This is a genomic window from Citrobacter sp. MNAZ 1397 (assembly GCF_023613995.1).
GTDB lineage: Bacteria > Pseudomonadota > Gammaproteobacteria > Enterobacterales > Enterobacteriaceae > Phytobacter > Phytobacter ursingii.
Map to the genome: position 1 here is coordinate 2,013,600 of NZ_JAKIVH010000001.1, position 21,256 is coordinate 2,034,855.

Annotated in this window: 21 protein-coding genes; 8 read left to right on the top strand and 13 right to left on the bottom strand. The window is 51.4% G+C overall.

Translation table 11 applies throughout. From position 1 onward, the window contains the following. Position 1 precedes the first annotated feature (1 nt). The 4 genes from L2097_RS09350 to L2097_RS09365 are packed head-to-tail and all read right to left on the bottom strand — an operon-like array spanning position 2 to position 3,648. Complete coding sequence (locus L2097_RS09350; RefSeq protein ID WP_047370833.1) at positions 2-1,240, bottom strand: DotU family type VI secretion system protein; 1,239 nt, start codon at positions 1,238-1,240, stop codon at positions 2-4. 15 nt (positions 1,241-1,255) lie between these two features. Further along, entirely contained in the window at positions 1,256-2,599 is a 1,344-nt protein-coding gene (gene tssK / locus L2097_RS09355) for a type VI secretion system baseplate subunit TssK (protein ID WP_047370834.1), read from the bottom strand. Positions 2,600-2,624: 25 nt separating this feature from the next. Continuing rightward, a complete protein-coding gene (gene tssJ, locus L2097_RS09360) occupies positions 2,625-3,131 on the bottom strand; it encodes a type VI secretion system lipoprotein TssJ (RefSeq protein ID WP_047370835.1) in 507 nt (168 codons plus the stop codon). Positions 3,132-3,153: 22 nt separating this feature from the next. Further along, a complete protein-coding gene (locus tag L2097_RS09365) occupies positions 3,154-3,648 on the bottom strand; it encodes a hypothetical protein (protein ID WP_047370836.1) in 495 nt (164 codons plus the stop codon). A gap of 1,038 nt (positions 3,649-4,686) precedes the next feature. Between L2097_RS09365 and L2097_RS09370 the strand changes: the two genes are divergently transcribed. Next, complete coding sequence (locus L2097_RS09370) at positions 4,687-6,381, top strand: alpha,alpha-trehalase (protein WP_284453925.1); 1,695 nt, start codon at positions 4,687-4,689, stop codon at positions 6,379-6,381. Between the two features lie 51 nt (positions 6,382-6,432). Here L2097_RS09370 and L2097_RS09375 read toward each other — a convergent pair whose 3' ends face one another. Beyond that, on the bottom strand, positions 6,433-6,687 hold the full coding sequence (locus tag L2097_RS09375; RefSeq protein ID WP_085005992.1) for a GlsB/YeaQ/YmgE family stress response membrane protein: 255 nt from the start codon (positions 6,685-6,687) through the stop codon (positions 6,433-6,435). A 210-nt stretch (positions 6,688-6,897) separates the two neighbouring features. On the opposite strand from L2097_RS09375, the gene ycgR reads away from it, so the two are divergent. Continuing rightward, positions 6,898-7,632, top strand: a complete 735-nt coding sequence (gene ycgR, locus L2097_RS09380; protein ID WP_250352696.1) for a flagellar brake protein YcgR — start codon at positions 6,898-6,900, stop codon at positions 7,630-7,632. A 35-nt stretch (positions 7,633-7,667) separates the two neighbouring features. On the opposite strand, the gene emtA is transcribed toward ycgR, so the two are convergent. Continuing rightward, a complete protein-coding gene (gene emtA, locus L2097_RS09385; RefSeq protein ID WP_047373320.1) occupies positions 7,668-8,282 on the bottom strand; it encodes a membrane-bound lytic murein transglycosylase EmtA in 615 nt (204 codons plus the stop codon). A 98-nt stretch (positions 8,283-8,380) separates the two neighbouring features. Between emtA and ldcA the strand changes: the two genes are divergently transcribed. Together ldcA and L2097_RS09395 are read left to right on the top strand one after the other, a co-directional pair. Then, positions 8,381-9,292 carry a muramoyltetrapeptide carboxypeptidase gene (gene ldcA / locus L2097_RS09390; RefSeq protein WP_085005991.1) on the top strand — a complete coding sequence of 304 codons (912 nt, stop codon included), beginning with the start codon at positions 8,381-8,383 and terminating at the stop codon, positions 9,290-9,292. A gap of 140 nt (positions 9,293-9,432) precedes the next feature. Continuing rightward, on the top strand, positions 9,433-11,166 hold the full coding sequence (locus L2097_RS09395; protein WP_047370841.1) for a potassium/proton antiporter: 1,734 nt from the start codon (positions 9,433-9,435) through the stop codon (positions 11,164-11,166). Between the two features lie 14 nt (positions 11,167-11,180). On the opposite strand, the gene dadX is transcribed toward L2097_RS09395, so the two are convergent. After that, entirely contained in the window at positions 11,181-12,251 is a 1,071-nt protein-coding gene (gene dadX, locus L2097_RS09400) for a catabolic alanine racemase DadX (RefSeq protein WP_047370842.1), read from the bottom strand. Between the two features lie 27 nt (positions 12,252-12,278). Then, complete coding sequence (locus L2097_RS09405) at positions 12,279-13,577, bottom strand: D-amino acid dehydrogenase (protein WP_085005990.1); 1,299 nt, start codon at positions 13,575-13,577, stop codon at positions 12,279-12,281. 318 nt (positions 13,578-13,895) lie between these two features. Here L2097_RS09405 and L2097_RS09410 point away from each other — a divergent pair, with 318 nt between their 5' ends. Then, on the top strand, positions 13,896-15,428 hold the full coding sequence (locus tag L2097_RS09410; RefSeq protein WP_047370844.1) for a SpoVR family protein: 1,533 nt from the start codon (positions 13,896-13,898) through the stop codon (positions 15,426-15,428). Between the two features lie 53 nt (positions 15,429-15,481). On the opposite strand, the gene fadR is transcribed toward L2097_RS09410, so the two are convergent. Further along, positions 15,482-16,201 carry a fatty acid metabolism transcriptional regulator FadR gene (gene fadR, locus L2097_RS09415; RefSeq protein WP_047370845.1) on the bottom strand — a complete coding sequence of 240 codons (720 nt, stop codon included), beginning with the start codon at positions 16,199-16,201 and terminating at the stop codon, positions 15,482-15,484. Between the two features lie 352 nt (positions 16,202-16,553). On the opposite strand from fadR, the gene dsbB reads away from it, so the two are divergent. Further along, positions 16,554-17,084, top strand: a complete 531-nt coding sequence (gene dsbB, locus L2097_RS09420) for a disulfide bond formation protein DsbB (protein ID WP_047370846.1) — start codon at positions 16,554-16,556, stop codon at positions 17,082-17,084. 101 nt (positions 17,085-17,185) lie between these two features. Here the strand turns inward: dsbB and L2097_RS09425 are convergent, their stop codons facing one another. The 4 genes from L2097_RS09425 to L2097_RS09440 form a co-directional block, all read right to left on the bottom strand. Further along, entirely contained in the window at positions 17,186-17,575 is a 390-nt protein-coding gene (locus tag L2097_RS09425) for an Exc2 family lipoprotein (RefSeq protein ID WP_250352697.1), read from the bottom strand. A 109-nt stretch (positions 17,576-17,684) separates the two neighbouring features. Then, on the bottom strand, positions 17,685-18,131 hold the full coding sequence (gene ycgN, locus L2097_RS09430) for a cysteine cluster protein YcgN (RefSeq protein ID WP_039079506.1): 447 nt from the start codon (positions 18,129-18,131) through the stop codon (positions 17,685-17,687). 91 nt (positions 18,132-18,222) lie between these two features. After that, the gene (locus L2097_RS09435) at positions 18,223-18,882 is read right to left on the bottom strand and encodes a fumarylacetoacetate hydrolase family protein (RefSeq protein ID WP_047370848.1); all 660 of its coding nucleotides are present in this window, start codon (positions 18,880-18,882) and stop codon (positions 18,223-18,225) included. 151 nt (positions 18,883-19,033) lie between these two features. Further along, positions 19,034-19,303, bottom strand: coding sequence for a YcgL domain-containing protein (locus tag L2097_RS09440; protein WP_039079508.1), 270 nt, complete (start codon positions 19,301-19,303; stop codon positions 19,034-19,036). Between the two features lie 307 nt (positions 19,304-19,610). Here L2097_RS09440 and L2097_RS09445 point away from each other — a divergent pair, with 307 nt between their 5' ends. Both L2097_RS09445 and L2097_RS09450 read left to right on the top strand, forming a co-directional pair. Next, a complete protein-coding gene (locus tag L2097_RS09445; protein WP_250352698.1) occupies positions 19,611-19,850 on the top strand; it encodes a DinI family protein in 240 nt (79 codons plus the stop codon). Between the two features lie 289 nt (positions 19,851-20,139). Further along, positions 20,140-21,231 carry an acyltransferase family protein gene (locus tag L2097_RS09450; protein ID WP_250352699.1) on the top strand — a complete coding sequence of 364 codons (1,092 nt, stop codon included), beginning with the start codon at positions 20,140-20,142 and terminating at the stop codon, positions 21,229-21,231. The last annotated feature ends 25 nt before the right edge of the window (positions 21,232-21,256 follow it).

The following is a 21,256-nucleotide window of genomic DNA, read 5'->3' on the forward strand; positions in this document are numbered from 1 at the left end:
CTTAGTTTCCTTGTGGCAATCCGTTCAGTTCGGCTGCCGTATTACCCGGCGAAACCAGTAACGTTATCTCCACGCGGCGGTTGCGGGCGCGGTTTTCCGCCGAGTTATTCGGCGCGATGGGGTTCATTTCACCCCGCCCTTCCGCTTTGACGCGATCCGGCTGGCTTAAGTGTTTTTGCAACAGCGACTGTACGGAGCGCGCACGTTCGAGTGACAATTCATAGTTGGAAGCAAAGCGCGCACTGCGAATAGGCACGTTATCGCTGTAGCCCACCACCAGGATTTTGCCGCTGACGTTGTTCATCGCCTGCGCTACGCGGTCAATCACCGGAGCGTAGTTTTCACGTGCCACCGTTGAACCCGAAGCAAACAGCCCATCACCTTTGAGCGTGACAACGCTGCGATCCGTTTCATCGCGTACCGCGACAAGCCCGGCGTCAATTTCCGGTTTCAGGAAGCCACGCAGGTTAAGCACCGGGGGCAGCGATGGCGCGGGTTGGGCAATTGCCGCTTCGGGCAAGGTGGTCTGGTAAATTTTTGCCAATACCGGGTTAGTGTTGTCGCCAAGTCGCCAGTTAAGAACGATGTAAAACAGGCAGGCAAGAAACCCGGCCAGGGCCACGCAGGCCCACAGTGGGATCATCGGACGCCAGAGTTTACGCAGAACCGGTTGATCCTCCGGATGCGGCGATAACGGCGGCGGATAATTTCCCCGTACGCCGCGAATCATTTGCCACAGACGCTGCTTGATGGTTTCAAGCTGGGTACGGCCATTGTCCATGACCCGATAGCGACCTTCGAAACCCAGCAGCAGGCAAAAATTAATGAGCTCAAGCAGGACGATATGTTCACGCGGGTTTTGCGACAGGCGCGCCAGCAATTGGAAAAATTTCTCGCCTCCCCAGGTTTCATTGTGAAAAGTCACCAGTAGCCCGCTACCGGACCAGACGCCACGGCTCCCCCAGGGGGTCAACGCCGCCGCTTCATCCAGTGCGGTACACAGGCAATAACGCGCCCCGACAATCACTTCATATGCAAGACCCGATTGCTGGCAGCGCACTTCAAAACGACGAATTTCATCAATCAGTTGCTGGCGCAGGCCTGCCTGGTCATCGTGAGAAACAGAGTGGCGAATCTGCGGTATCGCGTTAAGCAGCGGGTTGGCGGCGGTCACCAGAGGGTTATTTCCCCCCGCGCCCGCAACATCGGCATCACGGCCGTTAGCGTGTTGTTCCTGCATATCTTGCGCTCGCTATTAATCTTTCGGGCTACGGACAGCCCAAAATTCCATGTCCAGTCCTGGAAATTCACCTGCCAGATGCAGCGCAAAGGCGCCGGATTTCTCCATTTCGCTCCAGAGCTCGCCCCCTTTTTCCAGTTCGAAGTAGTTGTAGCCCGCATGCCAGGGAATTTGCGGCGGCGCGACGGGCATTGCCCGCAGCTTCATACCGGGGAGCTGGAGTTGCACCAGATCGCGGATTTTGGTGACCGGTGCGACTTTCATCTGCGCCGGGAAATGGGTTTGCAGCATCTCGCCCGGCACATTGGCTTTCACCGCCAGAACGAAACCAAATTCGCGCGCCATACTGGTTGACGGCAGCGTCGCGACATTGAGGCCGTGGGTGCGTTCAGTGAGCGGCAGTTGAATGGCATGCTCTTCCAGCACCAGCGACAGCCCCTGACGTAACATCAGCACCAGACGGTTAAAGCAGCCAGCGAGGTTGTCGTGGTCATAAACCGGCAACACCTCTTCCGGCGCGCGCGCAGAGGTCCAGGTCGTTAATTCCGTGGCAAACGCCAGCCATTCGCGCCAGAGTTCTTCCGGATGCAGCAACGGCAAGGTTTTCAGATGCGAAATCAGCCCTACATGGTGGTTGATCAACGCCAGAAGAGAGAATTCGACCATTTCCGTGGTATTGAAGCGGCCAGGCTGGCGTAGACGCTGGGCAAACTGCTGGCTGCGCTGGGATAACAAACTCTGGAGGTCATTGATCATCGCGTACAGCGGCGCGCTGTTCGTGGCGTTGAGCATCGGCGGAATATAGGCCGAATCATGACGAATGTGATTATCGTTTCGTTTTTCCAGTATCTGAACCACACCCATCGCCGTCCACTCGGCAGTGAGATCTTTTTCCAGCATCAGTTTCAGGCGTAAACGACCAAATTGCACGGCCGCCGGACCGACCGAAATGGCGTTGTCATCATCCACTTCTGCTTCCCAGGCAATGTAACGTGCCAGTGACTCTTTATCTTCGCTGAAAATAACCTCTTCACGCCCTCCCCTGCGGGCAGGTAAGGCCAGCACGACGCGTTCATTGGTAACGTTATCCCCAATGGCTAATGGCGCGGGCGCATGGCGAGGATCGTGAAAGGAAAAAAACGTGCCATCCGGTAGCAGGCCACTGGCATAGCTCAGCGCGATACAGCCCTGACGTAACATTGCGTCATCCAGTTCAAGGTCCAGAAAGCCCCATAGAAAGGGCCGCTGTAATGCCCCCCATTCACGAATATGGCTATGCAGGTGGCTTTCCGCACGTTGAAAATGATGAGGACGCAGAAACATACCCTCGGTCCAGACGACCTTTTCTGCTTTGTTCATGCTGTTTTCCTGTTAAGACTGGGCGCTATCTGGAAACGACGCGAATCCCGTTCACGTCGAGAAAAACGCTGGCTTCAAGTGAGTCAGACGACCCTTTCCAGAATTCGTAAAAGCGACTTTCACCCTGCACGGGAAGCGGAATGGAGATCCGCCACTTTTTGCCATCCAGCGCCTGGTACTCCGCCATCACACCGATATAGCGTGCTTCCGGGGTAGCCTGGCCGGTGAGCGTTTTTGTCAGTTGACCGGGCAGTAAGAAAAACTCATCGCTGTTGAGCAGGTTAGCGCCAAGGGTGCTTCCCGCATTGTTTTGTAGCGACCAGAAATCGGCGGACATAAATGTCGCGTCGGATTTCAACAGCAGAACCCTGACTTTGAGCGGCGCGGATGCGTTGACCTGCGGGTGCGCCTGAAATTGGAGGGTGTAGCTGGCAGGTACGCTATGTGAAGTCGATCCACAACCGCTGACCAGGGTGGTCAGCGTAAGGAAAAACGCCAGGATTAACTGGCGTACCACGAAGTAAGTTTTCATATCCATCGCTCATGATGGCGAGTTAGTTGAGAATCCACGTACCTGAGTTGCTGTTTTTACACGCTTTACTGCTGCCATCCACCGACACACAGGTCTGTTTTTGACGGGCTCTCAGGCGCGGGGTTTGTTTACGTACGGTTTCGTCGTACAGCTCGCTTTTCACTACTGCGCGCATCGGGACATAACCAATCAACTCTTCCTGACCTTCATCGGCGAGCGCCATCCAGAAGTGCTCAACCTGACCGAGTACCACATAGGTTTTACCGGTTTGCAGCTGGCGGATCATTTTGCCGCCGTAATCCGGCGTGCTCATCAGCGACGCAGGATAGAGAGCACGGTAGTTCTCTTTGATGGGCTGAAACTCTTTCGGCGGTTTTACCGCATAGCGGTGGGTAAGCGTGGTGCCATTCACCTCGCTGGTCACAATCGTATCGTCTGTGGGAGTCGCCGGCGGTGGTGCTTTACATGCGGAGAGCGCAAAAACAAACAGAAGAGCTAATACATTTCGCATTTTCATAGCGGTGATTTCCATTGCAAATATATTACTGTGTGGAACTGGAACGTTTAGGAAAGAACTTTTTCATTCTTTCAAAATAAGTCTCTCCCTAAGCCTGTAAAACAGTCGAATAATTAATTAAAGGCATAGCTACCGCACGAGCCGTTGCACCAGCAAGGCAGCGAGAATATGACTTCATCAATGATAATCGTGTCTAAATCTTACAGACGAGACGATACAATTCAATATCATCTCGGCCTGAATGAAAAAGGAATATTCAAGAATCATGCAAAATAAGATAATTCTCAAGAAATAATTTCACTTTGGGACCACGATGATAAAAATTACGCTCAGCATTAGCTTAAAGCCCCATCAAAAACGGATCAACCCACTGTATTTTATGATGTTATCGATCAAGACACTTCAGATACATGTCATTGCAAACTCGTTATAGGATTAATCCGAAAAGGTAATATTCATTTGATTTACCCCTTATTCCTGGTAGGTCAAAAACCACATTTAGTGAAGGGAATGATTCACAGAGTATGAAATGTCAAGGAGCGAAAAACCAATAAATTGAAATAAAACGGCCGAACAAAGTGAATATTACTCACCTGGTCTGACCATAATGAAATAATCAACAGTGAAAATATTTTATTCTCGCTAAATAAAGTATTTCCGAGGCAACACTATTTAGCACTGCTAACTGAGTGTGAATGGGCAGTAAATGAATCAATTCAGCTTATTTGATACAAAACAAATATGACACTTTGTTTTCAATAAGAAAAACTGATCAATCACCGTTATTTTATTTGACGGAAATCTTATTTATTTACCGAAATAGCGGTTTGCTACCCAATTTGGGTTAAAAAAATGATCAAAATGTGTGCAATGGTGCTTTGAGTCATAACTTTAACTTATACGAAAAGGCGGCAAGGTAAATTATCTGGAAGCGCGGAAAATGCCACACAGGGCACGCCGTTCGGCTGATATTCGACTAAGGTTTTCACAAGGTTGGCTACTGCGGCCTCGCTTTTTACCCGCTAAGGAGAACAGTTAATGACAAGACCAGATTTGCGCCGTCAGCGCACCTTGTATCTTGCAATGCACATCGCACTGGGCGGCGCCCTGCTTTCACTTATCCCGTCTGCTCTGGCGGCAGACGCGCCCAACACACCTCAGTCGCCGGATATCCTGCTCGGCCCGTTGTTTAGCGATGTACAAAGCGCCAAACTTTTTCCCGATCAGAAAACCTTCGCCGATGCCGTGCCCAAGGGGGATCCCTTGATGATCCTGGCGGATTACCGTATGCAGCGAAACCAGACCAGCTTTGATCTCCGCCACTTCGTCAACGTCAACTTTGATTTGCCAAAGGAAGGGGAAAAGTATGTTCCCCCGGAAGGGGAAAACCTGCGTGAACACATTGATGGTCTGTGGCCCGTGCTGACGCGCACGACGGATAAAGCCGGAAAGTGGGATTCTCTGCTCCCCCTGCCAAAGCCTTATGTGGTACCGGGCGGCCGCTTCCGCGAGGTCTATTACTGGGACAGTTATTTCACCATGCTGGGTCTTGCTGAGAGCGGACACTGGGACAAAATCGAAGATATGGTGGCTAACTTTGCTTACGAAATCGATACCTGGGGCCACATCCCCAACGGCAACCGTAGTTACTATCTGAGCCGCTCACAACCTCCGTTCTTTGCATTTATGGTGGAATTACTGGCATCCCATGACGGCGACGATGTACTCAAGACCTACCTGCCGCAAATGGAAAAAGAGTACAACTACTGGATGGACGGCGTGCAGGGGCTGCAAAACGGTCAGGCTAACAAGCGGGTCGCGAAGCTTGATGACGGTTCGGTGCTCAACCGCTACTGGGATGATAAAGACACACCGCGTCCGGAATCCTGGCTGGATGATGTCACCACCGCGAAGAATAACCCGAACCGCCCGGCGACAGAGATCTACCGAGACCTGCGTTCCGCGGCGGCATCGGGCTGGGATTTCAGCTCACGCTGGATGGATAACCCTGAACAACTGGGGACGATTCGCACCACCAGCATCGTACCGGTGGATCTGAATGCGCTGATGTACAAACTGGAAAAAATGATTGCCCGCGCCAGCCAGGCGTCTGGCGACAACGCCAAAGCGAGCCAGTATGAAGCGCTGGCCTCAGCCCGTCAGAAAGCCATAGAAGCGAATCTATGGAATGATAAAGAGGGCTGGTATGCCGATTACGACCTGAAAACCAAAAAGGTTCGTAATCAGTTGACGGCAGCCGCCCTCTTCCCGCTGTATGTCAATGCGGCGGCAAAAGATCGCGCAGCGAAGGTCGCAACGGCAACACAGTCGCGGTTGTTGAAACCCGGCGGAATTTCCACGACCACCGTCAACAGTGGCCAACAATGGGATGCGCCGAATGGCTGGGCCCCCCTGCAATGGGTGGCGGTCGCCGGTTTGCAAAACTACGACCAGAAAAAGCTGTCAATGGATGTTACCTGGCGTTTCCTCTCGAACGTGCAACATACCTATGATCGCGAGAAGAAGCTGGTGGAGAAATATGATGTCAGCAGTACCGGAACAGGTGGCGGCGGTGGCGAATATCCGTTGCAGGACGGTTTCGGCTGGACAAACGGCGTCACGCTGAAAATGCTCGATCTGGTCTGTCCGAAAGAACAGCCTTGTGACAGCCTGCCAGCCAAAGAGCCGGTCACGCAAACGACAACAGAACCGCAAAAAGCTGCAGCGCAATAAAAGAAAAGGCCGGTGTACAAACTCACCGGCCTTATTCATTCACGAATACAATTAACCCCGCCGTAGCAGCCTGAAAACTGCCAGTACAATGATCGCACCCACCACCGCAACCATGAAGCTATGAAGGTTAAAACCCGTTACATCGCCGCCAAAACCAAAGCGGGTCGCCAGCCAACCACCCACCACAGCCCCGACTATCCCAAGGATACAGGTCAAAATGAATCCGCCGCCATCCCGGCCAGGCATGATTAATTTTGCGATAACGCCTGCAATCAGACCAAAAACAATCCACGCGATGATGCCCATTTTCTTTTCTCCTGCTACAACCTGATATGTACGTATCGGGCATAATGCCCGCACGTTGTGTGAAGTATAGGCGATAGCGTGAAAAGCATTTTCATCTCACAGACTTAATTGCAATTCCTCAGAAAATTTTTACAAATTTGTATTAAGAATTCGCTGGAATTGCCGATAGTGCATCAAGACTGTCTGTCAGTGATCAAGGAGCCTTTTGGCGTGAGTAAGTACAGTGAGCAGTTCCTGAAAAATAGTCCCTTAGCCGTACTTGGCGTCTTACGCGATTTGCAAAAGAGCCAGGTACCCGTGTGCATTGCATGGTCGAGCGGGCAATTCATCAGTAAGATCCTCGAAGTGAATCCCGATGAGCTGATCATGGACTTTGGTAGTCAGGAGTTTGACAACACGGCAGTGCAACGCGCCACAAAAGTGACCATCACCGCCGAAACCCAGGGCGCGAAAGTTGAATTTACCCTTCCCACACTGCACAGCGGCGATTATCAGGCTTTGCCTGCTTTTATTTCCGAACTGCCGGAAAGTCTCTATTTTATTCAGCGTCGCGAATACTTTCGCATTAACGCTCCGCTGCACCCTGCTTATTTCTGCAAGGCAAAAATGCCGGACAAAAAGACGGAACTGCGTTTTCGCCTGTTTGACCTTTCACTTGGCGGTATGGGTGCGTTACTGGATGGCACCGTACCGGAAGGTTTGCAGGCAGGTATGCGCTTTTCCCAGATAGAACTGGATATGGCCTCGTGGGGGCAGTTCTATTTTGACGCTCAGCTTATCGCTATCGGTGAGCGAAAAGTGGTAGATGGCAAAAACGAAACCATTACTACGCCGCGTCTGAGTTTTCGCTTTCTTAACGTCAGCCCCGGCGTTGAGCGCGAACTCCAGCGAATTATCTTTGCGCTTGAGCGCGAGGCCCGCGAACGCGCCAGTCGCGTACGCTAAAAAAAGACCCGCTAAACAGGCGGGTCTTTTGCCATTTACATGGCGTTCATTGCTTTCTGTACCTTCCAGATATAACGCGGCGCCTGGGGTGCCGGGTGGTTTTCTACCACGTGCTCAAAAAAGCCGTCGGCACTCAGGTCGTTAATCTTGTCGATCGCCTTTTTCCTGTCGGATGAGAATGTCCGCAGCAGGGCGCCAGCGCCGTTCACATACGAGACCACCAGAGCATACTGCATCACCTGAGGATCTTTGATTCCCGCCAGTACACCGTGCTCCATGATGCTCAAATACGCGGCCCCCATGGAGATATTACGCTCCGGGTTTTTCAGCTCGCTGGTCGAAGGCTCACCGCTCCAGCCCATATAGCGATACACTTCGCGCCCGGAGGTGGACGCTTTCAACTGCATCAGCCCCACGGCATTTGATTTACTGATAAGGTTGGGGTTACCGCCTGACTCAACCGCAATCATCGCGGTAATCAGACGCGGACTGACGCCCCACGCCGCCCCCGCTTTTTCACTGACTGGCATCCACTGCATCGCCCGCTTTACCGGGACTTCCGGATTCCAGTCCGGGTTACGGTAATCCGTGCGTTTCGAGGTACACCCGGCCAGCAATACAATTAAAAAAGCAAACCATCTCAATTTCACACGCAATCCTTCTTTGGTGAACGCATCACTACGGATGACAACGAACAGGGTTAGCGGCATGATAACCGTTTCCAATTAGATGTCAGCAAGGAATTGCCATGTCCAGGTTTCATTTGATCGCGCCCTCCGGCTACTGCATTAATCAGCAGGCCGCAGCGCTTGGGGTTCAACGACTGGCGTTACAGGGACATCAGGTGGATAACCGTGAGGTGATTACCCGCCGCGATCAGCGCTTTGCAGGTGACGACCGCGAGCGTCTCAATGACCTTAATGCCCTGGTTGCGCTCGAAGGCGCGGATATTATCGTTCTCCCCGTTCGCGGCGGTTATGGCGCAAGCCGCCTGCTGGAAATGATTGACTGGCCGGGTCTTGTCCGTCGCCAACAATCCCAACCGCTGCTTATCTGCGGACACAGTGACTTTACGGCCGTGCAGATGGGATTATTAGCCCGTGGCGGCGTTATCACCTTTAGCGGCCCGATGCTGGCTGGCAATTTCGGCGCCCCCACTCTCAATGATTTTACCGAGCGCCATTTCTGGCAGGCGCTGCGTCAGCCTGAACTGGTCGTCGAGTGGAACGGCGAAGGCCCCCGCTGCCATACGCAAGGTACACTTTGGGGCGGAAATCTGGCGATGCTGGTTTCGCTTATTGGCACCCCATGGCTTCCGGCCATTGATGAGGGCATTCTGGTGGTTGAGGATATCAATGAACATCCTTTCCGCGTGGAACGTATGCTATTGCAGTTGATGCATTGCGGCATTCTCGCGCGCCAGAAGGCGCTCGTACTGGGCAGTTTCACCAGCGCCGACCCCAATGAATACGATGCAGGCTACAATCTTAATACGATGGTGGAGTACCTGCGAAAAAGGCTCTCGATCCCGGTGATAACAGGACTGGCGTTTGGTCACGAGCAAGAGACCGTCACGCTACCTCTGGGTGCGCATGCCATATTAGAGCATGATAAACGTACACGGCTGACCCTTTCCGGTCATCCCGTATTGGGTGCATAAAAAAAACATTTAACCGACTGATTAAATCTGTATTTCTGCCGTTAATATAAATTGGGTTTTAAATTGTTACCGCTCAGCGCGTCCTGGCTCTGAGCGGCCAAGGATTTCACTGTTTTTCGGGCAAGAGGAGAAGCACGACATTGGATGCAGCGGCGGTAATTAGTCTGTTTATTCTGGGTTCTGTACTTGTAACCTGCAGTATTTTATTAAGTTCTTTCTCTTCCCGTCTCGGTATCCCGATCCTTGTTATCTTTCTGGCCATTGGCATGCTGGCAGGCATTGACGGTATTGGCGGTATTCCGTTCGATAACTATCCGTTCGCCTATATGGTCAGTAACCTCGCGCTGGCGGTGATTCTGCTTGATGGCGGAATGCGTACCCAGGCAAGTTCCTTTCGCGTGGCGCTGTGGCCCGCCCTTTCTCTGGCGACGGTGGGTGTGCTTATCACCTCCGGGCTGACCGGGATGATGGCGGCATGGTTGTTCCACCTTAACATTATGGAAGGGTTGCTGATCGGTGCGATTGTCGGCTCGACGGATGCGGCCGCGGTGTTTTCGCTGCTTGGCGGAAAAGGGTTGAACGAACGTGTTGGTTCGACGCTGGAAATTGAGTCGGGCAGCAACGATCCAATGGCGGTCTTTTTGACCATCACGCTAATCGAGATGATTCAACAACATCATGCTGGCCTGAGCTGGATGTTTGTCGTGCACATTATTCAGCAGTTTGGCCTGGGGATCGTGTTAGGTCTCGCGGGTGGCTATTTGCTGCAACAGATGATCAATCGCATCGCCCTCCCCGCAGGACTCTATCCTCTGCTGGCGTTAAGCGGCGGCATCCTGGTGTTCTCGGTGACCACCGCCATTGAAGGCAGCGGGATCCTGGCAGTCTATCTGTGCGGTTTTGTGCTGGGTAATCGCCCGATACGTAATCGCTACGCCATTCAGCAAAACTTTGATGGCCTGGCCTGGCTGGCGCAAATCGGCATGTTCCTCGTCCTTGGGCTGCTGGTCACGCCGTCTGATTTACTGCCGATTGCCATTCCGGCGCTTCTGCTCTCGGCGTGGATGATCTTTTTCGCTCGTCCGCTGTCGGTTTTCGCCGGCCTGCTGCCCTTTCGCGGTTTCAATCTGCGCGAGCGCATTTTCATCAGTTGGGTGGGATTGCGTGGCGCGGTGCCGATCATTCTTGCCGTCTTCCCGATGATGGCCGGTCTGGACAATGCAAGGCTGTTTTTTAATGTCGCCTTCTTTGTGGTGTTGATTTCGCTACTCTTCCAGGGGACATCGCTGTCCTGGGCCGCCAAAAAAGCCAGAGTCGTCGTCCCCCCCGTGGGATGGCCGGTTTCTCGCGTCGGACTGGATATTCACCCGGAAAATCCGTGGGAGCAGTTTGTCTACCAGTTGAGCGCCGATAAATGGTGTGTGGGGGCCGCTCTGCGCGACCTGCATATGCCATCGGAAACGCGCATCGCCGCCCTGTTTCGCGATAATTCACTTCTGCATCCTACCGGCAGCACCCGACTGCGCGAAGGCGACGTGCTGTGCGTGATTGGTCGTGAACGCGACCTGCCCGCGTTGGGTAAGCTGTTTAGTCAGTCGCCCCCGGTCTCGCTGGATCAGCGTTTCTTCGGCGATTTTATTCTCGAAGCTGATGCGAAGTTTGCCGATGTGGCGCTGATTTATGGTCTGGAAGATGGCCTGGAGTACCGGGATAAACAGCAGACACTGGGTGAGATTGTCCAGCAACTGCTGGGCGCGGCCCCGGTAGTGGGGGATCAGGTTGAGTTTGCCGGCATGATCTGGACAGTCGCAGAGAAAGAAGAGGACACGGTACGTAAGGTCGGGGTCCGGGTCGCGGATGATGAGGCGGAGTGACCGCCTCATCATAGTTACACCGTCACAACTGGGACACGTGGGGCGAGCGCGCACATCAATTCATAACCCACGGTCCCTGCCGAAGCGGCCACCTCATCGATTTTGATCTCGTTACCCCATAATTCGACCGGCGTACCGATGCCCGCTTGCGGGCACGGCGTCAGGTCAACCGTCAACATATCCATCGATATGGCCCCCACCGTCCCGGTCCGAATACCGTCTACCAGCACCGGAGTACCTGTTCGCGCAAGGCGAGGATAACCATCAGCATAACCACAGGCGACAATGCCAATGCGCTGCTCCTGCGTAGCACGATAACGGCTGCCGTACCCCACACAGTCTCCCGCACGCAACGTTTGCACGGCAATAATCTGGCTTGTCAGGCTCATAACCGGTTTGATGCCACTGCCTGCCACATCCTGCCACTCGCCGGACGGCGACGCGCCATAGAGTACGATACCGGGTCGCACCCAGTCGCCATGGGCTTCCGGGTGCCAAAGCGTGGCGGCGGAGTTGGAAAGCGAACGGGGGCAATCAAGCCCTTCCGACGCCTGGTTAATACGCGCCATCGCCGGGGCAATTCCGTCCGTTTTTTCCGCCTCTGCGAAGTGGGCCATCAGGGTGATATCGCCCACATTGCCCAGATCCCGCAGTTGTCGCCAGAGCGTTTGCACACGCTCTGGCTGAAAGCCAAGCCGGTTCATCCCACTGTTCATTTTCAGGTAAACATCCAGCGGCGCGTGCAGCCTGGCATCCTGCAAGGCCTTAACCTGCCAGTTGCTATGGACGCTGGTCGTGAGGCGATATTTATCAAATAACGGCAGCTCATCGGCGTGGAAAAAGCCTTCCAGCATCAGAATCGGTCCCTTCCAGCCGCGCTCGCGCAGGAGGATGGCCTCCTCCAGATTGAGCAGCGCAAAACCGTCGGTGCCTTCCAGGGCGCGCCAGATACGATCGATTCCATGGCCGTAAGCGTTAGCCTTCACCACTGACCAGACGCGGCAGTGTGGTGCAGCACGCCTGACTACCTGCAGGTTCTGCCGAAGTGCGTGTAAGTCGACAGTCGCCTGGACAGGACGAGACATACGATCTCCTTGTTTCAGATGGGCAGCTTAGTTATGAACACCATGCAAATGTTGTGGCCGCGATGGGGTAAAACCCGGTTGATAGCGCGCCACGCTCAAATCCTCCCATGGAATGGCCGGTGTGCGACCGGAAATCAGATCGCTCAACAGTTGACCTGAACCACAGGCCATCGTCCAGCCGAGCGTGCCATGCCCGGTATTCAGCCATAAGTTTTTAAACGGGGCACGTCCGACAACCGGCGTACCATCTGGCGTCATTGGACGCAGCCCGGTCCAGAACGTTGCCTGCTCCACGTGACCGCCGCGCGGAAAGAGATCTTTGACCACCATTTCCAGCGTGGCACGGCGCGGCTTGAGAAGGTCAGTATTAAAGCCGACGATCTCGGCCATTCCGCCGACGCGAATGCGGTTATCAAAACGGGTAATCGCAATCTTGTAGGTTTCATCGAGGATAGTCGAAACTGGCGCGCCCGCCTCCTCCGCAATGGGTATAGTCAACGAATACCCTTTCAGGGGATAGACCGGGATATCGACAATCCCTTTTAGCATCGCCGTGGAATAGGAACCAAAAGCCATTACATAGGCATCGGCTTTCACCACTTCATCACCGCATTTCACGCCGTAAATCTGCTCACCTTCGTACAGAAGCCTGTCGACCGGGGTGTTGAAGCGGAATGTGACACCCGCCTGCGCCGCCATCTGTGCCAGTTGCTGAGTAAAAAGCTGACAATCCCCGGTCTCATCGTTGGGTAAACGCAGGCCGCCACTGAGTTTATGGGCGACCTGGGCCAGCGCCGGTTCTACTTCCGCCAGACGCGCTGATTCCAGCAGTTGATAAGGTACCCCGGCATCTTCCAGCACGGCGATATCCCGGGTCGCGTTTTCGTACTGCTCCGGGGTACGGAAAAGCTGTAACGTCCCGCCCTGACGGCCTTCGTACTGAATATGCGTGGTTTCACGCAACAGCTTCAGACAGTCACGACTGTATTCTGCCAGCCGCACCATGCGGCCTTTGTTTTCCATATAATGGCGAGTGTCGCAGTTACGCAGCATCTGCCACATCCATTTGAGTTGAGAAGAGGTGCCATCGAGACTGATCGCCAGCGGCGCATGACGCTGGAACATCCACTTGATCGCTTTCAGCGGTACGCCTGGCGCCGCCCAGGGCGCTGCGTAACCAGGCGAGATTTGCCCTGCGTTCGCCGCACTGGTCTCCAGCGCCGGGCCAGACTCCCTGTCAATGACCGTCACCTCATGTCCAGCCTGGCTCAGATACCAGGCACTGGTAACCCCCACTACGCCACTTCCCAGTACAACGACTCGCATAACCTGCTCCCATGTGTAAAGCACAATCATCTGATTACAAATTGATAACTCAGATGAAAATGTTATTCAACATATGGCTTTTTTATGGTGACACTACTCACACCTTTCCCTAAATAAAGGCGTCAGAATATTTAGAATCTCCTGCTGCGCGACATTTCGCCACAGAATAAAATTCTACCAATGACGATTTTTACCCCTCTCTTGCAAGGTGTTATCGCGAAGAAAAAAACCGACGTTGCGTACAGTTTTTATTGTGTGTTCTATGCTTGAAATGAGACTCTCCATACAGAGAGAGTTGCTAACAACGAGGGCGCGCTAATGGCTACGATTGATTCCATGAATAAGGACACCATACGTCTCAGTGATGGACCTGACTGGACCTTCGATCTACTGGATGTGTATCTCGCAGAGATCGACCGGGTGGCGAAACTTTACCGCCTGGATACCTACCCGCATCAAATCGAAGTCATCACCTCCGAACAGATGATGGACGCCTACTCCAGCGTAGGGATGCCCATTAACTACCCCCACTGGTCGTTTGGTAAAAAATTTATTGAAACCGAGCGGCTTTATAAGCATGGACAGCAAGGTCTGGCCTACGAGATTGTTATTAACTCCAATCCCTGTATCGCCTATCTGATGGAAGAGAACACCATCACCATGCAAGCGCTGGTGATGGCGCATGCCTGCTATGGGCATAACTCTTTCTTTAAAAATAATTATTTGTTCCGCAGTTGGACGGATGCCAGCTCGATTGTTGACTACCTGATTTTCGCCCGTAAGTACATCACCGATTGTGAAGAGCGATACGGTGTGGAAGAGGTGGAAAAGCTGCTCGATTCCTGCCACGCGCTGATGAATTATGGCGTTGACCGTTATAAACGTCCGCAAAAAATCTCGCTGCAGGAGGAGAAAGCCCGCCAGAAAAGCCGTGAAGAGTACCTGCAAAGCCAGGTCAACACACTGTGGCGTACCCTGCCAAAACGTGAAGAAGAGAAAGCCGTTGTGGAAGCGCGCCGCTATCCTTCTGAGCCGCAGGAAAACCTGCTCTATTTTATGGAAAAAAACGCCCCGCTGCTGGAGTCCTGGCAGCGTGAAATTTTGCGCATCGTGCGTAAAGTCAGCCAGTATTTTTACCCACAGAAACAGACTCAGGTCATGAACGAAGGCTGGGCAACCTTCTGGCACTACACCATCCTCAATCATCTGTACGATGAAGGTAAAGTGACAGACCGCTTTATGCTGGAGTTCCTTCACAGCCACACCAATGTGGTGTTCCAGCCGCCTTACAATAGCCCCTGGTACAGTGGTATTAACCCTTATGCCCTTGGGTTTGCGATGTTCCAGGACATCAAACGCATTTGTCAGTCCCCGACTGACGAAGACAAATACTGGTTCCCGGATATTGCCGGTTCCGACTGGCTGGAAACGCTGCATTTCGCCATGCGCGATTTTAAAGATGAAAGCTTTATCAGCCAGTTCATGTCGCCAAAAATCATGCGTGATTTTCGCTTCTTTAGCGTGCTGGATGATGATCGCAATAATTATCTGGAGATTGCGGCGATTCATAACGAGGAAGGCTATCGCGAGATCCGCTCGAAATTGTCCTCCCAGTACAATCTGAGCAACCTGGAGCCCAATATTCAGGTGTGGAATGTGGATTTACGCGGCGATCGTTCTCTGACGCTGCGTTACATTCCGCATAATCGCGCGCCGCTGGATAAAGGTCGCCGGGAAGTGCTCAAACATGTGCATCGGCTGTGGGGGTTTGATGTGCTGCTGGAACAGCAAAACGAAGATGGCAGTGTGGAGCTGCTGGATCGTTGCCCTGCCCGTAACAATACTCTTTGATAACAATACGTTTTAATAACGAAAAGCCCCTCCGCGGAGGGGCTTCGCTTTGCTTAACGCCCGTGAATCGTTAAATCCCCAGGCAGCGTTTTATGCATGCGATGCCAGATCTCACCACTGTCATGCCCATAACGACGCACCGTTTCGTACACCTGGTCATGTAAGCCTTTCTCACAGATTTCTGCCAGGCGATGGTAGAAACCGAGGGCCAGACTACGTGCTTCCGGACTGGCGAAGTAATGACGCCCGATGCGGGTATACAACCCTTTCATCCCGTTGAGGATCAGGCCGTAAATCGGATTGCCGGAGGCAAAAGCCAACCCGCGGAAGATGTTGTAATCAAGCTCAGCAAACGCATCGCCGTGATCTTCAACTTCACGTGCGTTAGCCAGTACCGCCAGTGCGTCTTGCGGGTGTTGACGGAACGCCGTACGAATAAAGATGGTCGCGATATTGGTACGTACGGACAGAAGGTTATCGATGAGCTGCGGAACGCTCTCATGGTCCAGACGCGCCAGGGTTTCCAGAATATTGAGCCCGGAAGTTTCCCAGAAATTGTTTACTTTGGTGGGTTTACCGTGCTGAATGGTCAGCCAGCCATCGCGAGCCAGACGCTGTAACACTTCACGCAATGTGGTACGAGTGACGCCAATCAGTTCGGAGAGTTCGCGTTCTGCCGGAAGAATCGACCCCGGAGGGAAACGGTTATTCCAGATACTTTCAATAATGTATTCTTCCGCGAAACCCGCCGGGCTCTGCGCCTTTATGACCATAGTGAGATTTCCATTATACAACTAAGCAAAGATCACTCATCATACCAGACCGCCTCGGGGGCAGATAGCAGGCGAATTGAAGAAAAAGGGGATCGCCGATCCAATTTGAAAGATTCACCCGTTGTACTTTTTACCCCCATTTTATTCACGACTATTCCCTCTTGACTGAAAATCATTTACCACATTAATCATAAATGTTTTCCCTGTTAGCGCTTTGCTTACATTCCTGACAGCAAGATTTGACTTTTCGCATGATAAACATCCGATTACGTATTATTTTCTTATGCAATAGTGGCTTGCTAAGTGATTTCGTTTACACTGCTGTGTCTACGCATGTCCCAGGGAAATGATTATGTTGCGATATTTGAACAAGTGCTCTCACGGGCGCGGCGCCTGGCTATTAATGGCGTTCACCGCACTCGCACTTGAATTGGTGGCGTTGTGGTTCCAGCACGTCATGCTGCTGAAACCCTGTGTCCTGTGCATCTATGAACGTTCTGCCCTTTTTGGTGTGATGGGTGCGGGTATTGTCGGGGCGATTGCGCCGAAAACGCCGCTGCGCTTCGTCGCTATCTTAATCTGGTTGTACAGCGCCTGGCGTGGGATCCAGCTGGCGTATGAGCACACCATGATTCAGCTTCATCCTTCTCCTTTTATGACCTGCGATTTTGCTGCGCGTTTCCCTTCGTGGCTGCCGCTGGATAAATGGCTTCCGCAGGTCTTCGTGGCTTCGGGCGATTGTGCTGAAAAACAGTGGCAGTTCCTGTCACTGGAAATGCCGCAATGGCTGTTAGGTATTTTTGTCGCTTACTTTGTTGTCGCAGCGCTGGTGCTCATCGCCCAGCCCTTCAAACCGAAAAAACGCGACCTCTTCGGTCGTTAAAAAAACGCTCCTTCGGGAGCGTTTTTTTATTGCCGCAATGCATGAGGCCTCCCGGTAGCGTATTCGCTAACCGGAGCGACCGCCTTTACTCAGACAGGTCTTTAATACACCCCGTTATAACCATCCAGATAAGTCGCCGATAATTCATTGCCTATCAAGTCGGCATCTTTCGGATCCGCCGGCATCTTATCACCAGTTCTGTCGTATGCTTCGGTGAGATGACGGCCGGCCTGCTCCTTGAGCATCCCGGCATATTTGATCGCGTAATGCACATCATGACCAACGATGCGGTCCAGTTTTCCTTGATCGTACATTTTTTCAAAGGTGGGAATGATATTGCGGTATGTACCTTGTGGCGAGAAACGGACCCCGCCGTCCGTAGAGCTGTGGTTTTCCGTAAAGGCAATAGCATGCCGTTCAGGAGAGGGTTTAGACGCGGTACACCCTGCAAGCAGAACACCTGACGCTACCATCACAATGAATTTATTCATTACAGACCCCGTTAATGTTTTAGCTTATTTAAGACATACAAACATTTTAGGGTCTTGTTTTAAATCACTTTTTATTCATCTCAGACGAGTAGCGGTATAACAAAAGAGATTATTGCGCCCAATCAGGTTTGTTGAGGATATGATCCTGCCAGTCGCGGACTTCGGACTCTTTTACCGCAATATGGCGAACCGTGATGCGCTGTTTGTGCATCATCTCTTTCGAGCCGGTACGCAGCGGATGCCACACCGGCAGCGCCTTCCCTTCGGCCAGCAGACGATAGGCGCAGGTGGGCGGCAACCATTCAAAGGTAGGCAAATTATCACGCGTCAGTTTGATGCAGTCCGGCTCATACTCAAAGCGGCGCTCGTAGTTACGGCACTGACAGGTTTTGATGTTCAACTGGCGACAGGCCACGTTGGTGAAATAGATCTCGTCGGAATCTTCATCCATCAGCTTATGCAGGCAGCACTGACCGCAGCCGTCACACAGCGACTCCCATTCCGCGTCCGTCATTTGCTCAAGCGTTTTGCTTTGCCAGAAAGGTGTGTCGCTCATAAATCAGTTCACCATTTAAAACCAGGGAGCACCTTATAACCAGTCTGGCATGGGGATGCAAGTTTTGCCGCCATAATGGCGGCAAATCGACTTATAACACGCGGGTTTTAAGGGAGAGGCCGTTAAAGCTCACTTCCAGTTCGTCCCCGCCGTGCAGTGGCCCTACCCCTTCCGGCGTCCCCGTCAGAATGACATCCCCCGCTTTGAGCGTGAAGAAGCGGCTCATATAAGCAATCAGCGGCACAATTTTATGGATCATATCGGCCGTCGTCCCTTGCTGGCGGACTTCGCCGTTGATTTTAAGCCCCAACGTCGTGTTCTGCGGATCGCTGGTAAACTCTGCGGCCGGAATAAAGCCGGAGATCGGACAGGAATTATCAAAGCCTTTCGCTTTTTCCCACGGCTGCCCGGCCTTTTTCATTTTCGCCTGCAGGTCGCGAAGCGTGAGATCCAGCGCCACGCCATAACCCGCAATGGCTTTTCGTACGTGATCTTCGGTAGCCTGACGCAGGGTGGCGCCAATTAGTACGGCCAGTTCAACTTCATGATGCACGGAACCGAAATCCTGCGGCAACGCCAGCGGCTGGCGAATGTCGCATAATGCGGTTTCCGGTTTTATAAACAGCACCGGCTCTTCCGGCGTGGCGCTGCCCATCTCTTTAATATGTTTCGCATAGTTGCTGCCAACGCACACGACTTTACTCACCGGGTAATCCAGGAGTGCGCCCTGCCAGTTATGATGTTGGTACATGACTTTCCCCTAAGTAACACATTGAACAAGTGCGAAAAATGACTATCCGCGCCACATGGTGGTTTGTCAAATAACAAACTTTATATTCAACGATTTGGCGGGAGAAAGGCAAATGGCGGAATCGATCCGCCCAGGTAAAATTCGCGAAGCGTTATCTTTCGCTGTCTAAATGCTGTTTGAGTAAATTTTCTGGCGGCGGTGGAATCTGTAAATAATATCCCTGTGTGCGCAACGCCTCTTTTACTTTTTCCAAATCCGCACTGGCCAGTTTTTTACGCCCGTCGAGGGGCAATAACATGGCTAGCTGGGGCTGACCAAAGCTTTTCATTAATTCTTCCGGCACGCGTGAAAAATCGTCTTTTTTTTCGACATACAGATAAGTCTGTTCACGTCGGGAACTTCGGTAGATCACACAAAACATACTTTTGCTCTTTTTGACGCCAAATTTTGGCATAAGCTAACATCAATCAAACCCGCGCCACAAGCCAGCCATAGCATTTTGGATTTGCGGATTTTTGTCGTTTCCTGCATCTGTGTGTCAATTTTCTGGCACAAACCTGTCACATCACCGGGCTGTCGTCTTCGTCGGCACGGTTAACGAAATACGTCACCCGAGCAACAACGATCACGTCCACTAACGCTTCGCCAAAGCCATCCTCCCTTGACACCTTAAAAATAAGAGGCCAATAATAACTGTATATCCAAACAGTAATTTTACTGAGGTAGCTATGTTCGTTGAGCTCGTTTACGACAAGAGAAATGTTGAGGGTTTGCCGGATGCGAAAGGCATCATTCTGGCTGAACTGACCAAGAGGGTGCACCGACTTTTCCCCGATGCGGATGTGAGAGTAAAGCCAATGCAGGCGAACGCGCTGAACAGTGATTGTACGAAAACTGAGAAGGAAAGACTAAACCGCATGCTTGAAGAGATGTTTGAAGAAGCAGATATGTGGATGGTTGCTGATTAATTACTTTTTACATCACCGGGCAGTCGTCCTCCCCTGCCCGATTGACGAAATACGTTACGCGACCAACAACGAGCACGTCCTCCAGCGCCTCACTTTCAATCGCCTCGCCATCCTCTGTAATGAAGGACTGACCCATAAGTTTCGCATTCACAATTATTCTCATAACGAATGAAGGCACTGTTAGCATCACGATGTATTAATGAACAGGGAGCAAGTCAGACCTATTGAACCACGATCGAAAAACTGTATCATTAACCAATAGTATTTTATGACGTTACATGGATGCTTAATGCGATATCAATCTTTAGATCTAGTCCGTGGTTATGCGGCTCTGACAGTAGTGATTGCTCATACAACTATTGCTGGTTTATATAATAATCCTAACATTTGGCCGTTTATTTTATGGACGCCGTTAAGATTTCTATGGGCTGGGCATCAGGCTGTTATTGTATTTTTTGTGCTTAGCGGTTTTGCTCTAACCAAGATGATTGACTCATGTTTAAACTACAATTACACGCGATTCTTAGCCGCGAGAATCATAAGACTATTTATTCCCTGTATATTATCCATCTTTTTTGTTTTTACTATTTTTGGATGTTTAAAAAAATTCGGGTTTACTTGGGAGCAGGGATGGAATGGTGTAGTTAATCCGACATTTAACTTAAAGGAACTGCTCCCACATTTTGGGTTAATTGGCTCATATAATTACTACTCAGTAAACCCTCCATTGTGGTCTCTTGTATATGAAGCAAGGATATCGATATTTTTTCCACTAATCTTCCTTATAATAAAGAAATTTAGATTTTATGGAATTTTATTTTTCACATTACTTTCCCTGCTTTGCATATATGGGTTATATAAGAGCCCACAATCTACAGGGTATGACTATTTTGGCACAACAATGTTAACCGGGCATTATTCTTTGTTTTTTGCAATGGGCTGTATTTTGTCGTTTCACATAGAAAAGATAAAAACGATACTAATGAGTATTAGTGCAAAAATGCAGTTATTGCTATTTATCATTTCTATATTAGTCTACTGTTATCCTTTTAATAACCCATGGACGCTGGCGCAGCGAGGAATTGGTGATATAGTAACTTCTTTTGGAGCTATTGGTTTACTTATCGTATCAACCGCATTGAAAGAGAGCGGATGGTTCTTTAAGCTTGGGGTATTCCTCGGAAAGATTTCTTTCTCATTATATTTAACGCATTTCACAGTGCTTTCGATGGCCTTGATAACATTACTACCCAAATTTGGAGCAATCGCAGTCTGGGCTTACACTATTCCAGTCAGCATTATTCTTGCTTACTTTTTTACTATAATAATAGATAAGCCATCAGTGAAATTAAGCAGAATTGTTTATAAACGTACATGCTGAAATGATAATTCATTTAGGGGGTGTT